Source organism: Bacillus sp. FSL H8-0545 (genome assembly GCF_038006105.1).
GTDB lineage: Bacteria > Bacillota > Bacilli > Bacillales > Bacillaceae_G > Bacillus_A > Bacillus_A cereus_U.
Genome location: NZ_JBBOUO010000001.1, coordinates 2,691,117 through 2,705,885, shown reverse-complemented (window position 1 = coordinate 2,705,885; position 14,769 = coordinate 2,691,117). Strand labels below are relative to the sequence as shown.

Sequence of the window (14,769 nt, the reverse complement as noted above, 5' to 3'; positions counted from 1 at the left end):
GTCTAATAAAAACCATTAAAACGGTGGCAAATGGAGAAATATCTAATTCACTATTTTTTAAATGCGGAGGGAATATGAAGCTACTTTTAAAAGAAATAGCAGTGAACAGAAAAATATTCATTATGTTACTTATTGGATTTGTATTAACGATATTGCCGATACTAATAGCTATATCTACTCGTGAGTATTATGATGAGAAATTTTATGAGCGTAAAAATGGTTACTTTAAATATTACTATTCTATTCATCTTACGAGTAAAGGGGAATTAAGTTTTAATGAAATTCAAGAGCTAGCACAAGCTAACTTTACAAACGCTAGTGTTATTACAAATGATATTAATAGTAAAATTCCAGATCTAGGTCATGTGACTATGATTGGTCTTATTAATAATAAGAGCTGGTCTCCGCCGTTAGTAAAAGGCTCTCGTATTAAACAGGATGAAGCAAATAGTGTAATTGTGGGAAAGAGTCTTTATAAAGATTCTGAAACAATACAACTATTTAGTAGAGAGTATACAGTTAAAGGAGTGAGTGGAACGAATACTGAATATGAATATAATAATAAAATTTTCGTACCACTAAATGACATGCCAGATGAGATAAAACGACGTATACAAAATGAACAAACATTTCAAATGATAATTAGATCTAACGAAAACCCTGAAAAAGAGATAGATACATTCGTTCAGCAAATTAAACAGAACAACAAAGAGATTAAAGTGGTAAATGAAAACGAGAATTACAAGAACGAAAAAAACTCAAGTCAAGCTATGACAGAGCAGTTAAGTATTCCGTATAGATTGCTCTTCATAGCTTTAATTAACTGTATTATTGTGAGTTATTTTTGGATTTATAAGAAGAGAAAGAGTATATCTTTAAGGAAAGCTTTGGGAGCAAGTAATTTGAATCTTTTTGTTTTTATATTTAGCCAATTATTTATATGTGCACTCTCTGCAGCGATCTGTGCAACATGTATTCAATGGATGTTAAGTGCACTGAGTAAAAGTATTATACATTCTATAGGTTTTCACATTAGTATAGACTTCTTTCATATTGTGATGAGTGTATGTATCGCTCTTTCTATTTCTTTCATCACCTCGGTAATTTCATTCATCCAAATCATTAACATTGAACCTGCTAAAGCCTTAAAGGAGTAAAAAATATGATGAGAATAAAAAGTGCTCTAATAGCCTTGAAAAACAGATTGCTAATCTCGATGTTTCTCCTTTTACAATTTACGTTTGGATTATCAACAATAACTGTTTCAGTCAATATTTTTTACAATTTATACTATCTCACCAATAACTCCAGTTCAGTGTTAAATAAGGACATTACATATTTAATTACTTTTGATATGACTACGGATAGGTTGAAAGAAGAACAATTTAATAAAGAGCATATAGAAGAGATTTACAATAAAATTCAACAAAATAAAGATGTAATTTCGTATGGTACATACGAAGAGAGAATAATCGAACTAGAATCAAGCAATAGACCATTGAAAGACAGCATGCTTACTGATTTGACAAATAAAACATATCATGAGGAACGTCCAACTATTAGGACAATCATAGTAGATGAAAATTACTATAAATTACTGAACTTACCTATAAAAACTGAAAAAGGATTCTCACATCAAGATTTTCAAAAAAACAGTGGAGAAAAAATGAATGTTTTAGTTGGTTCTTATTTTGAAAAGTACTTTCGCATAGGGGATACAATCAATAATCAATATACAATTATTGGTTTTTTGCCGGAAAATAAATTCATTGTAAATAATAACGGAGCGAACACATACCTAAAGTTAGAAAAGGCAATGATAATGCCCATGCCGATTGATAGATATGAAAATTATGAATCGATTTTTTTAAGATTACATCAAGGTACGATTCTAACTTTACGAAAAGATGCAGATGTAAAAAAACTACAAGAAACGATTCAACTTAAAGGAAACGACGTTACGTTATACCTGAAAAATTTAGGTGAAGAAATAAATGAAGATGTTACTAGTAGTAGACATTCTGAAATTATTGGACTTATAGTAGGAAGTCTAATTATTTTATTTATAATGGCGGGAATTGTCGTAACAACAATCGTTTCCATAATCATGAGGAAGCGTGAATTTGGTATTAAGATGGTCCTTGGAGAGAGTAAGTATGGGATGTTATTTCAAATTGTTTTAGAAAACATATGTATTGCGATAGCTGGCATGGTTATGTCCATGGTGTATTTTCTTTGGAGATATGAGGCTCATCTACAATTTTCAAAGGACTTAAATGTGGCATCTGTACTAGACTTAAATTTAAATCTACCAATATTATTTTTAGTATTCCTATTCTTACTTCTTATCATCATTGTTTCAAATTTCATTGTCTTCTGGTTTATTAGGAAGCTTGAACCTAAAACATTAATAGGAGGGATGGAATAATGAGTTTAATTGAGCTAAAAGATATTAAAAGGGTGTATAGCAACAAGAATCACAAAACGTTCGCGTTAAACGGTATAAACTTAACGATAAACAAGGGCGAAATTATAGCGGTTATGGGTCGATCAGGTTCAGGCAAAAGTACACTATTAAATGTTATAGGGTTAATTGATATGCCAAATGAGGGGGAATACTCCTTAAATGGTAAAACATTAAGTGAAATAAGAAGGAATAAAGTTCATAAAACAAGAAATGAAATAATCGGGTTTATTTTTCAATACTTTGCGTTGTTAAAAGAACATACTGTACTGGATAATGTAGCACTACCGCTAACATATAGAAAGTTAAAGCAACGGGAAAGAGAAAATAAGGCGAAGTTCTATTTGGAAAAAGTAGGTTTAAAAGAACAAATGCATAAAACACCCGATGAACTATCAGGTGGTCAGCAACAGCGGGTAGCTATCGCAAGAGCGTTAGTAGGCGAACCAGAATTAATTTTGGCCGATGAACCGACTGGAAATTTAGATAGGAAAACGGGAGAAGAAATTATGAATCTATTATTACAACTAAATGAAGAAGGAAGAACGATTATTATTGTAACGCATGATATTGAAGTAGCTAATCAGTGTAATAGAATTATTGAGTTAGTTGATGGGGAAGTTGTGCGGAGTTAAAGAATTAATGAACAGAATGAGAGTTAGCAATTCAGCTAAGATACATATAAAATACACTTACTTTTTATTTTAGAAACCATGACGATTAACTTTTTAAAATGGTTTCTTTTTAGTATATGGATTTGAAAGTGTAGTGAAAAAATAAATTATTCATCCGTAACTTTCCACAATAGAAAATCGTTAAACAAAAGAATAGATTTTTAATCACGAATGGGGGAAAACCATGAAAATTCTAATACTAGGCGGTACACGATTTTTAGGAAGAGCATTTGTAGATGAGGCTTTACAGAGAGGGCATGAAGTTACATTATTCAACCGTGGAACAAACAAAGAAATTTTTCCTAAAGTAGAGCAGTTAATCGGTGACAGAAATAACGATGTATCAAGTTTAAAAAATCGAAAATGGGATGTTGTCATAGACACGTGTGGATTTTCTCCACATCATATTAGGAATGTTGGAGAAGTACTTAAAGATAATATTGAACACTATATATTTATCTCAAGCATTTCCGTATATAAAGATTGGATCCCTCATCACATAAAAGAAGACTATATATTACAACCCGAACCGACGAGTGATCAGATAAAGGCTGTAGAGAATGGTGAAATATCGCCTTACGAGCATTATGGTGCGCTTAAAGTATTATGTGAAAAAGAGGCAGAGAAGTATTGGCCGGGGCATGTTTTACACGTAAGAGCGGGACTTCTTTCGGGAGTGTTTGATTATACAGATCGGCTTCCATACTGGATTCAGCGCGTAGCAAAGGGCGGAAAAGTGTTAGTGCCAGGAAGAAAAGACCGTCCAGTACAGTTAGTTGATATAAAAGATGTTGCGAGCTTTGGACTAAACATGGCAGAAAATAATAAAGCAGGTACATTCAATATAACAGGTCCAAATGATGAATTGACGATGGAAGAGCTATTAAATACGTGTAAAAAAGTTACGAATAGTGATGCTGAATTCGTTTGGGTTGATGAATCATTTATGCATGAGAATAAAGTGCAGCCATGGACGAAAATGCCATTATGGCTTCCTGAAACTTTTGCATTAGAAGGTGAAACAGATCCGTGGAAAGGTGGATTCTCTATTAGTATCGAGAGTGCCGTTAAAGAAGGGCTTACTTTTAGAAGGTTAGAAGAGACAGTTAAAGACGTGTATGACTGGATGAAGAGTATGGATGAATGGGAATTAAAAGCAGGTATTTCAGGCGAGAGGGAGAAGGGTTTGTTAGAAAAGTGGTATCAATAAATTTAGATGAGCCATTTGAATATACTTGATTGCACATAAGGAGGAGAAATGTTTATGAAGTGGTGGGGGACTGGGAGAATAACAATTTAACCATAGTATTAATAAAAAACGCCTTGTTACTAAAGAAACAAGGCGTTTTTCGTATGTAAATCTACCACTCAATCGGTTCTTCCCCGTACATCTCCCACAGTCTAGGAAACATCTTTTTCAATCCTTCTTCGTCATCTTCATCCCAGTCAAACTCAATATCTATCTCGTCGAATTCTTGATTAGATAAGACATGATAAAGTGTAAAGTAAGTATCATCTTCATCCCCGGTTTTTTCTGCATATACAGTGAAACCGAAATATAAAGAAAGTTCTTCAATGTTTGGAACGTCATACTCGCTCAGATTTTCTAACGCAGGAATTAACAGTTCTGGATCTTCAATACACGCTTCATAAACTTCTTTTCCTTGGAACAATAACCATCCACGGAAGTAATCAAAAGAATCATCCGAACAACCACCCATAATAATATAGGCCGCTGCCCATAAACGAGACGTATAGGAATCTTTTAATATGCGATGCATATGTGTGTCAAAAGCTACAATTTCATGTACTGTACGTTTAGCAAGGTGAGAAGTAAGCCATTCTAGTTGTTCTTCTTGATCTTCACCTTTCGTTTTGGCACGAGCGAGTAGCTCCCAAAATTCTTCTTCCGTTATCGTTTTTTCTTTTATGTAATCTTCCCCTAGAATAGGGTCTGTATATCCTTTTTTTCGTTTGGAAGTGATTAGTTTGTTAGCTTCTTTTATACATTCTTCTTCTGTTTCAAACTCTTTCGCTTTCACACTACCAGCTGTGCCAATTTTCCCGTAAAACACAACGTAGTCTCTATCTTTCACAACGATTTTCCAAAACTTATTTGATTTCTCAGTTTGCTGGATTAATAACGTTTCCATTCGTACCCCCATAATGTTTTCTAGTGTGCAATGTGATTGTAACATATGTATATTTACTTGTAATGACAAATCAAGTGTATCGAGTTTTTGAAAAAATCAAAAATCATTGAACGGAATAGAAAAATTTAGTAATCTTATTTATACAGTACATACATAATAGTTTTGAAATAATTCGATATTTAATAGATAGGGGAAAATCGGGATGGATCTTACGTTTAAAGTAGAGGAAACATGTTTTAATTACCGAGTCGGAGCAATTTGTAAACAGGATAATAAAATACTCATTCTGCAAGGTGACGGTGAAGATTTTTGGTATGTACCAGGCGGAAGAGTGAAAATGTTAGAAAATAGTGAAGATGCGTTAAAACGAGAGCTTGCAGAAGAACTAGCTGTTCCAATTGAAGTAAAGAGGTTAATATGGTCAGTAGAAAATTTCTTTACACTTTCTGAGCGAAAGTTTCATGAAATTAGCTTTTACTATGAAGTAGAGCTGCATGAATTACCCGCGAATGGAGCCGACCACTATATTCTGAATGAAGAGGGTAGAACATATATGTTTAAGTGGGTGCCGGTAGAAGAGTTAGATGCATATAACTTACAGCCAGCGTTTATAAAAGAGAAAGTAAAGGACGTATCAGTTCATACAGAACATATCGTTTTACAAAAGTAAACATGTCCGGAGGGGGAAAACGGTGAAGGGGACTAAAAAAGAGATACATATAGATGATAAAGTCATTCGTTACACACATATCGAAAAAGGTGCTAATACAATTTGTTTTATGCTCTCAGGTTCAGGCTACAATTATGATAAACCGTTATTCTATTATGCAACGATGCTTATGCTTGAAAATAAAATAGATGTAGTACATATTCATTATTCCTACGATGGACAATTAATGGAAAAACCAATGGAAGAAATAACGAAAGTAATGATGGATGATATTAATCCTGTCATTATTGAAGTGCTAAAAAGTGGGCAATATAGCAATTCGATGTTTTTAGGAAAATCACTCGGAACAATCCCAATTGCGAATGATTTAATGAAGAGAGAAGAATACGTACAGTCAAAGATGATATTACTTACACCTTTACTGACGTTTGATGCGATTTTTGATTCCATCTTACATAGTCATCATGAAGGGCTATTAGTTATTGGAGACAAAGATCATCAATACAATGCAAATCAAATGGATCAATTAGAACAATCCAAGTTAAAGATTGAAATTGTCAAAAATGCAAACCATTCTTTAAATGTTGGGGAATTTGAAACAGAAAATTCGATTGAAGCTATAGCGAAAGTAATAGAGAGACTTAAAGAAGTTGTGAGGACAAACTAATTTAAGTTTTCAATACATGCAAAAAGAGGTGCGAATTGCACCTCTTTTTTAATTTAATAAGCCTTCAAAACATGAAGCAAATAATCCTTCCGATTTAGCGGATTAAAGTCAACACGTTTTCGAGTAGGGAAGGGAGCCTTCAGCTTTGTGAAACCAGTTGGCTTTGTTATAAAGATACCTTCTCCTTCGGTAAATGAATGGAGCAGTCGTTTAAAATTCTCTGTTTTCGCAACAGGTAATAATCCTGTTAAATGGTAAGAGTCATTATAGAATATAGGCTCTGCGAAAGTTGCTGGAATGGCAGCTAGTTTATACATTGCGGTACTAATTGCGTGCTCTGGAACAGTTAATTCAAATTCGTTTAATGGTTCATATACACATGTTTCAGCTTGCTTTAAAGCAGCCATTAATACGAGCGGTGTTAAGTTTCTAAAGTCACTCGCTGTTGTAACAGGGCTTGCATAACCAGTATGTGTTAACGTGACGATAATATCAGTAACTTCCCATCCAAATAAACCTTGTTTTAACGTTTGAAATACTGTATCTTCAATCGCTTTATGAAATGCTAAAGGTAGTGATCCAAGTTCAACGCCTAAGTTATACGTAATACCAGAGTTAAGCACACCACGTTCCACTTTGAAGCCGATTGTTGCGTAAAAAGGATTCTCTTTTTCACTCATTACTTCAACGCTATTCCCTATGTCAATTGGTTTTTCAATACATACAACGCGCGTATTTGAAAAAGTAACTTGTAAATTGTATTTTTCATAAAGTGTTGTTTCGATAACTTCTTTTTGTACTTCACCGAAAAGGCGAATGTATAGTTCATTATGAACATCGTCTTTCCACACTTTAATGAGTGGATCTTCTTCGCATAGCTCCATAAGTGCAGCGTATAAATCATGAATTTGCTCTTTAGGAACTGCCTCGATTGCTGCTTCCATTTGCGGTTCGGCAAAGTAAATGTCTTTAATATAATCTGTCCGTTCACCGATAATATCACCAATTTTAACATTCGTAAGTCCCCACACTTTGCAAAACTCTCCATTTTGAACAGTAGAAGCTTGAATTGCATTTCCATTATGAAATATGCACATTTTTTTAATCTTTTCTTTATGTGACAGAGACTCACTGCGCTGAATATCAACATATTTTCTAACGTGTAAACAACCAGAAAAAACTCTTACATAAGCAATCTTTTCCCCAGAAGATTCGCGTTCAATTTTAAAAACAACACCGAATAATGTTTCATCTTGTGCCGATTTAGTAGTTGGAATTAAGGCTGAAATATTTTCAAGTAGTTCAGTTACACCTATACCTGTCATTGCTGAACCAAAAAAGATAGGAAACACATTTGCTTGCTGTATTTGCTTTTCGAGTTCTTTTCTTAATAGTGCATCCGGTACTATTTCGTTATTTACATATGATGCAAGCAATGATTCCTTATATGGTGCTAATCGTTCAATACAATCGTCATATGACTTATATTCAATAATACGAGCTTCCTTTGTCCCTTCGTTCTCTACAGAGTAGAAGGGGAATGCATCCTTTGAAAGAATTGCTTTTATTTGTTTCACAACTTTTTCAGTATTTGCGCCACTACGGTCTATTTTATTTACAAATAAAACAGTCGGTATGTTTAGTTTCTGTAGTGTTCGCATTAAAATCTTCGTTTGTGCTTGCACACCTTCAACGGCAGAGATAACTAAAATGGCACCGTCTAAAACGCGGAATGATCGTTCCACTTCAGCGATAAAATCAGCGTGTCCGGGTGTATCAATGACATTTACTTTTAAATCATCAATAAAGAAAGAAACGACAGATGCTTTAATCGTAATTCCGCGTTGTCTTTCTAATTCCATTGAGTCAGTTTGCGTATTGCCACTATCTACTCGGCCAACTTCTTTAATCACATTCGTTTCATAAAGAATACGCTCAGTCAAACTCGTCTTGCCAGCGTCTACGTGCGCGACAATCCCTATATTTATTGTTGTCATATATAAATATCCTCATTTCATTTTCCATTTTTATTTCCGCATTTCTATTTGTGTATTGCCGCATTACAATCACTCTCCAGTCATTTAAATTAGTACTATTATAATGCAATTAACATTTTTTGTAATGTGATAAAGTCCCTTGTTTTGGAAAAATATTAATAGGCGAACATTAAAAAATAAACAGGAAAAACAAAATGCTTGCATTATAAATCGATATAGATTATATTAATTGACATATCAACTATTGATGCATCAAACATTTTTGGTTTGGATGTAAAGGAGGGGTAATTTGACAAGTTCATGCTCAAAAGAAGCAATAATTTTATATAAATTACACTTCCTCAATAAAGAAGTAAGTTCGAAGTTTGAAGGTTGTACGGGTATGAGTCAATCTAGACTAGAGCTTATACTTCAGTTATATGAAGTAGATGAAATTAGTCAAAAAGCACTTCAGCAAGAAGTGAATATTGATAATGCCGCGATTACGAGGCATTTAAAACAGCTGGAAGCAAATGGAATGATTACAAGACGTAAAAATCCAGATGATAACAGAATTACGTTAGTTTCTCTTACAGAAGAGGGGCGAAATAAAATTCAAGTGTATCAAGAGGAAAAAGAGCGTTTCGCTACTTCAGCATTTAAAGGATTAAGTGAAGAAGAGCGCGACAATCTTTTAACGATGTTAGACCGCATTCAAGAAAACATAAAAGAATTATAAAAAAGGGAGAATACAACTATGACTAACTCAGTAAAAACAAATGATTTTAACGAAATTTTAACAGGACGTCGTTCAATTCGTAAGTACGATCCTTCAGTGAAAATTAGTAAAGAAGAGATGACTGAAATTCTTACAGAAGCAACACTTGCACCATCTTCTGTAAACATGCAACCATGGAGATTCTTAGTTATTGAAAGTGACGAAGCAAAAGCAACACTTGCGCCACTTGCGAAATTCAATCAATCTCAAGTAGAAACATCTTCAGCAATGATCGCTGTATTTGGTGACTTAAACAACTTTGATAACGCAGAAGAAATTTACGGTACAGCAGTAGAGCGTGGTTTAATGCCAGCTGAAGTAAAAGAAGATCAAATACAAAAACTTTCAGGTTACTTCTCAATGGTTACACCAGAAGTAATGAAAGATACAGTTTTAATTGATGGTGGTCTTGTAGCAATGCAATTTATGCTAGCAGCTCGTGCTCACGGTTATGACACTTGCCCAATTGGTGGATTTGAAAAAGACCAAATCGCAGAAGCATTCGGATTAGATAAAGAACGCCACGTACCAGTTATGTTAATTTCAATCGGAAAAGCTGCTGACAGTGGTTATCCATCAGTACGTCTTCCAATTGAAAAAGTTGCTGAGTGGAAGTAATTTTACACAAATAGAAATAAGTGAGATATGAGAGGGGAAACACCATGATTATTATTCACGCAATATTTCAAGTGAATCCAGCAAAACAACAATCATTTTTAGAAGAAATTCAGCCACTCATCCATGGTTCAAGAGAAGAAAGTGGAAATGTATCTTATGACTTATATAAAGATACAGAAAAAGAAAATGTTTATACGATGGTAGAAGTATGGAAAGATGAAGCAGCAGTTGCGAGTCATAATACGAGTGAACACTTCACATCTTTCGTTAGTAAAGCACAACAATTTTTAACTGCTCCGCTTAATATAAAAGTTTATAATGGAGAGTTAGTAAAATAATATGGTTTACAGAAGGTGACTTTGGCGTATTGGTCTTACCCCTGTCAAGTAGACAGTAATAGATTAGGTGCCTTTTCATTAAGCAGCCTTAGTTCCAAATTCAATAGGACTAAGGTTGTTTAATCTTTTTTGAAATCTTTTGTTATTGTAATAGCTTATATATCTTTTAGTGGCCTTAAAAACTTCTGCCTTTTCATAAAAGGTATGTCTATAAAAGCATTCTGCCTTAAAATGACTAAAAAAGCTCTCTATACATGCATTATCGTAACAATTTCCCTTCCTAGACATACTCACAGTTATTTTGTGCTTTTTAAGTAATTGGTTATATTTTTTTGACGTATACTGATAACCTCGGTCGCTATGTAATACTGTTTCGCAGGCTTTTCTTTTTCTTAAGGCTTTATTGACTGTATCTGTAACTAATTTTAAATTGTTGTATTCGCTCATTTGGTAGGCCACAACTTCGTTATTGTAAAGATCTAGTATCACTGAAAGATATATGCGCTTATTATTAAAGGTAAGATAAGTTATATCTGTAACCCATTTTTCATTTGGTCTTGTAGTTGAAAACTCTCTGTTTAACAGATTTTCCGACACGACGCATTGTTCTTTTAAACCAAAATGCCGCCACTTTTTCTTTCGAATCTTAGCTTGTAGCCCCATTCTCCTCATTAAACGATATACTCTTTTGTGATTTACCTGTAAACCATAATACTTTTTGAGCCATATACAAATTCTTCGGTAACCATAGCTGCCATTTATATCTGGATCTCGTTCGCATTCTCCTATTTTAGACATGATAAATTGGTCCTCTTTCATCTTTTCAGAGGGATTGTTGATTCTTTTTTTCCACTTATAATATCCACTTCTTGAAACACCTGCAATTTCACAAAGCAATACAATTGAAAAATTTTGTTTTAAGGTATGAATGACCTCATATTCTACTGATTTACTTTTTTTGATCTCATCCCCCTTTTCGTATCTAATAGCTTTTTTAAGTATGCATTTTCCGCTTCTAATCGTTGTATTCTAGCATCTTGACTTATTTCATTTGTTTGTTTAGATCTTCCACGTTTTTCTTGTAGGCCCAGAATACCCTCATTTTTATATTTTTTAATCCATCTATCTACAACTGAATATGTAACTCCTAATTCCTTTCCAATTAGCTTACTTCCAATTCCTCTATGTAAGTACAATTCAATAGCTTTCATTTTAAAATCAATTGAAAAAGTTCTTCTAATTTTCCCCATAAAAAATCCCCTCCATAATAAACAGTAAAGTAACTTTCTTTCAACTGTCTACTATAAGGGGATCATATCATATTGCTGGGGTCATCTTTTTTGTTTTTATATAAGTTATTCCTATATTTCCTTTTAAAACAATGTGTTATAATTTGGAAAAAATCTTAATTTTCAGAAATATAAGAGGCGGGAGATAAATATATGAGCACATTAAAGAAAATCACTAGCAATATTTCGAAGGTTATTATAGGAAAAAATGAATCGATTGAACTAGCAGCTATAGCTCTTATAGCAAGAGGACATATTTTATTAGAAGATGTACCCGGGACAGGAAAAACAACTTTAGCGAAAAGTGTGGACGCTAAGTTTCAAAGAATTCAATTCACAGCTGATACTTTGCCTGGAGATGTCATTGGCCTCGAATATTTTGATGTGAATGAACTTTACCATTTCATGAACAGAGAAGGTCTTATGAAACGATACAACAATGGTTAAAACGAATATGTCGAACGAGAGATATTATTCCGATATATGAGTCTGTTCGCTATGGTGAAAAGACGTATACGGAATTAGATGTAGAGAAGACTGTGCGGTGGATAGAACGGGATGGAAAAGGTCGGTATGAATAGTAGAATGTACTATATCAAGATAAAAAAGGTGGCGGGGTTAATCTGAATGTAAAAATTATATAAGTAAATAAAATTAATTTACTTATATTTAATTGCATGTTAATGTATAGTTAATTTTTTAATATCTCTACCAATGGAAAAAGAATATACAAGCTATATGTAACTCTTTGTAGAGTATTGCTTCTTTAATTGTTCATGAGTGTATCTTTGTTTTATTAATATAGAATGAAAAAAGGATGTATTAAAGCTAAACGATTAATGGGTAGCATGTTAATAAAAAATTACATGAGTTTAGTAAAAACGTATAATTTATTTTTAAGGGTGTGAAAATATAATGAAACCGGGATTGAAAAGCATACTTATTTCCTTTGCTTTTTCTGCAGTAGGGATGTGTTGGCTGCTGTTCATGTTATTTAGAGGGGGCGGAGACTGGCTATTGTCTTGGATAGGTGTATTAATGGCATATTTATCTTTATACACTTTAATAGATTTATATTGTAAAAATACATACGAAAAAACATTAAATAAATTGCTTATAAAATCAACAGTTACTACCTTTAGTTTTGGAGTATTAGGAATCACATTTGGTATAATACACGAGCTATTAACACCATGGAGTCTCAGTTTAATGGTTTGGTATTGGTTGCTAATTCTACTTTTATTTTTAACGACCATAATATTATTAGTTATTTTAGTATTGGTAAATCGTAAGAATCATAATTTTACCGTGGGATATAGAATACTTATACTTCTAAATATATTTCTTACGTTAGGACCAGTATTGTGGCCACTATTTCTTACTATTCTTGGAAATGGTATGAATGCTAGTGCAGGATGGTAAAAGTGAATAGAGAATAGTGATTTAAAGGATAGAATGGAATAAAAAATTGATATAGGGTTTTAAATATTTAAGAGAGCGTGTTTACATAAAAAATGAAAACACGTTCTTTTTTATTGTTAATCTTAATATGAACTCATTATATTCATAAGATAATCCAATCAGGATAAAATATATGTTATTGAAACAAACATATATGTACCTTTGAAGCGAACACAATTAATGAATCATCTTAAAAATAATAAAGACGAGGTGGAATGAAAATAAGGGCAGTTAAGTGACTGTCCTTATTTTCATTTTACCTTTTTAGTTTCATACGCAACTCTTTCTCAGCTTATCGTATCAAGATTTGAACGTAAGTATTTCGTAAGGAATGGATAAGAAAAAAGAGAGATTTATCATATAGGATTAGAGTATAACTTGAATCAATACGATATTAATAGAGGAGAGAGAGCCTTATGAAAAAATGTAATTCAATAAAGCTAGCAAGTTTGTCAGTTCTATTAGCAGGTACTACTCTATTCACACCAGGTTTTACTGTGAAAGCAGAGTCAGTACAAAATATATCAAGTCCGTCACAATCACATGATCAAAAGAATCGGAATGGCTGGAAACAAGTAATGCAGGAATCAGTACAGTTTGGAACACCAGGGGTATTAGCTAAGACGTTTAACAACGGAAAAACTAGTAGCTATGCTGCTGGCGTGGCGGATTTAAGTACAAAGAAACCAATGAAATCGGATTATCGTTTTCGGATTGGTAGCGTGACGAAGACGTTTACTGCCACGACTGTTCTTCAATTAGTAGGAGAAAATCGTATACAACTTGACGATCCAATTGAAAAGTGGCTACCGGGTCTCATTCAAGGAAATGGGTATGATGGCAATCAAATTACGATACGTCAACTTTTGAATCATACGAGTGGTATAGCTGAATATTTAAAGTCAAAAGACGCTGACATAATGAATTCGAAAAAAACGTATACAGCAGAAGAAATAGTGAAAATGGGGCTTTCTCTACCACCTGATTTTTCGCCAGGTAAGGGGTGGTCGTATTCAAACACAGGATACGTAATATTGGGAATGCTTATTGAAAAAATAACTGGAAATAGTTATGCAGAAGAAATTGAAAAGCGAATTATTGAACCTTTGGATCTGTCAAATACGTTTTTACCAGGGAATTCAACCGTTATCCCAGGAAAGAATCATGCTCGAGGGTATATGAAAATTGACGGAACAAGCGAGTTGAAAGACATAACGTATTATAATCCGAGTTTAGCTAATTCAGCTGGAGATATGATTTCTAATGCGGACGATTTAAATACGTTCTTTTCATCTCTACTCGGTGGTAAGTTACTGAAGGAGAATCAATTAAAAGAAATGCTTACTACAGTTCCTACAGAAGGAGAAGGCGTTGGTGACGGATATGGTCTTGGAATCTATGAGACTAAACTTCCAAACGGTGTTTCAATTTGGGGTCACGGAGGGGCAATTCCTGGGTTTACAACTTTTGTTGGGGGAGTAATTGGGGGCAAACATACATTGGCTGTCAGTATTAACTCTTTAGGTGCGATTGATATTATTACGCAGTTTAATAAAATGATGAAAATTGAATTTAATAAATAGAAAAAAGAAAATGAATTGGATTCTGCTATTGTTGTATATAAAAGAGGTGCTTTTTAAATTTTGTAACTATGGACAGTATTAGCATCTATGATATGGCA

General features: G+C 33.5%; 15 protein-coding genes and 2 pseudogenes. 13 read left to right on the top strand and 4 right to left on the bottom strand.

The annotated features are described in order from the left end of the window. Positions 1–74: 74 nt before the first annotated feature. The 4 genes from MHI07_RS14130 to MHI07_RS14115 all read left to right on the top strand — a co-directional run bounded on the left by MHI07_RS14130 (position 75) and on the right by MHI07_RS14115 (position 4,348). Positions 75–1,157: an ABC transporter permease gene (locus tag MHI07_RS14130; RefSeq protein WP_340824523.1), complete on the top strand. Its 1,083-nt coding sequence runs from the start codon at positions 75–77 to the stop codon at positions 1,155–1,157. Between the two features lie 8 nt (positions 1,158–1,165). Next, complete coding sequence (locus tag MHI07_RS14125) at positions 1,166–2,428, top strand: ABC transporter permease (RefSeq protein ID WP_340826903.1); 1,263 nt, start codon at positions 1,166–1,168, stop codon at positions 2,426–2,428. Next, entirely contained in the window at positions 2,428–3,099 is a 672-nt protein-coding gene (locus MHI07_RS14120; RefSeq protein ID WP_340824521.1) for an ABC transporter ATP-binding protein, read from the top strand. The genes MHI07_RS14125 and MHI07_RS14120 overlap by 1 nt, the downstream gene beginning before the upstream one ends. A gap of 223 nt (positions 3,100–3,322) precedes the next feature. Continuing rightward, on the top strand, positions 3,323–4,348 hold the full coding sequence (locus tag MHI07_RS14115) for an SDR family oxidoreductase (protein ID WP_340824519.1): 1,026 nt from the start codon (positions 3,323–3,325) through the stop codon (positions 4,346–4,348). A 151-nt stretch (positions 4,349–4,499) separates the two neighbouring features. On the opposite strand, the gene MHI07_RS14110 is transcribed toward MHI07_RS14115, so the two are convergent. Beyond that, positions 4,500–5,291 (bottom strand): DUF4240 domain-containing protein, encoded by a 792-nt coding sequence (locus MHI07_RS14110; protein ID WP_340824517.1) that lies wholly within the window; start codon positions 5,289–5,291, stop codon positions 4,500–4,502. A 202-nt stretch (positions 5,292–5,493) separates the two neighbouring features. On the opposite strand from MHI07_RS14110, the gene MHI07_RS14105 reads away from it, so the two are divergent. After that, positions 5,494–5,961 (top strand): NUDIX hydrolase, encoded by a 468-nt coding sequence (locus MHI07_RS14105; RefSeq protein ID WP_002110576.1) that lies wholly within the window; start codon positions 5,494–5,496, stop codon positions 5,959–5,961. A 22-nt stretch (positions 5,962–5,983) separates the two neighbouring features. Continuing rightward, positions 5,984–6,628, top strand: coding sequence for an alpha/beta hydrolase (locus MHI07_RS14100; RefSeq protein ID WP_340824513.1), 645 nt, complete (start codon positions 5,984–5,986; stop codon positions 6,626–6,628). A 53-nt stretch (positions 6,629–6,681) separates the two neighbouring features. Here the strand turns inward: MHI07_RS14100 and MHI07_RS14095 are convergent, their stop codons facing one another. Then, complete coding sequence (locus MHI07_RS14095) at positions 6,682–8,625, bottom strand: translation factor GTPase family protein (RefSeq protein ID WP_340824511.1); 1,944 nt, start codon at positions 8,623–8,625, stop codon at positions 6,682–6,684. Positions 8,626–8,914: 289 nt separating this feature from the next. On the opposite strand from MHI07_RS14095, the gene MHI07_RS14090 reads away from it, so the two are divergent. The 3 genes from MHI07_RS14090 to MHI07_RS14080 are packed head-to-tail and all read left to right on the top strand — an operon-like array spanning position 8,915 to position 10,338. Further along, on the top strand, positions 8,915–9,343 hold the full coding sequence (locus MHI07_RS14090; protein ID WP_000204168.1) for a MarR family winged helix-turn-helix transcriptional regulator: 429 nt from the start codon (positions 8,915–8,917) through the stop codon (positions 9,341–9,343). An 18-nt stretch (positions 9,344–9,361) separates the two neighbouring features. After that, on the top strand, positions 9,362–10,000 hold the full coding sequence (locus MHI07_RS14085; protein WP_340824509.1) for a nitroreductase family protein: 639 nt from the start codon (positions 9,362–9,364) through the stop codon (positions 9,998–10,000). Between the two features lie 44 nt (positions 10,001–10,044). After that, a complete protein-coding gene (locus tag MHI07_RS14080; protein ID WP_340824507.1) occupies positions 10,045–10,338 on the top strand; it encodes a putative quinol monooxygenase in 294 nt (97 codons plus the stop codon). Positions 10,339–10,416: 78 nt separating this feature from the next. On the opposite strand, the gene MHI07_RS14075 is transcribed toward MHI07_RS14080, so the two are convergent. Beyond that, positions 10,417–11,301: an IS3 family transposase gene (locus tag MHI07_RS14075; RefSeq protein WP_254866035.1), complete on the bottom strand. Its 885-nt coding sequence runs from the start codon at positions 11,299–11,301 to the stop codon at positions 10,417–10,419. Next, the gene (locus MHI07_RS14070; RefSeq protein WP_078175295.1) at positions 11,280–11,588 is read right to left on the bottom strand and encodes a helix-turn-helix domain-containing protein; all 309 of its coding nucleotides are present in this window, start codon (positions 11,586–11,588) and stop codon (positions 11,280–11,282) included. The genes MHI07_RS14075 and MHI07_RS14070 overlap by 22 nt, the downstream gene beginning before the upstream one ends. Before the next feature lie 192 nt (positions 11,589–11,780). On the opposite strand from MHI07_RS14070, the pseudogene MHI07_RS14065 reads away from it, so the two are divergent. The 4 genes and pseudogenes from MHI07_RS14065 to MHI07_RS14050 all read left to right on the top strand — a co-directional run. Then, positions 11,781–12,020 (top strand): annotated as a pseudogene (locus MHI07_RS14065) (AAA family ATPase); the annotation flags it as partial. Continuing rightward, positions 12,020–12,208, top strand: a pseudogene (locus tag MHI07_RS14060) (signal peptidase II); the annotation flags it as partial. The pseudogenes MHI07_RS14065 and MHI07_RS14060, both read left to right, overlap by 1 nt. 334 nt (positions 12,209–12,542) lie before the next feature. Next, positions 12,543–13,049 (top strand): DUF3902 family protein, encoded by a 507-nt coding sequence (locus MHI07_RS14055; RefSeq protein ID WP_340824505.1) that lies wholly within the window; start codon positions 12,543–12,545, stop codon positions 13,047–13,049. A 455-nt stretch (positions 13,050–13,504) separates the two neighbouring features. Further along, complete coding sequence (locus tag MHI07_RS14050; protein ID WP_340824503.1) at positions 13,505–14,671, top strand: serine hydrolase domain-containing protein; 1,167 nt, start codon at positions 13,505–13,507, stop codon at positions 14,669–14,671. Positions 14,672–14,769: the final 98 nt, after the last annotated feature.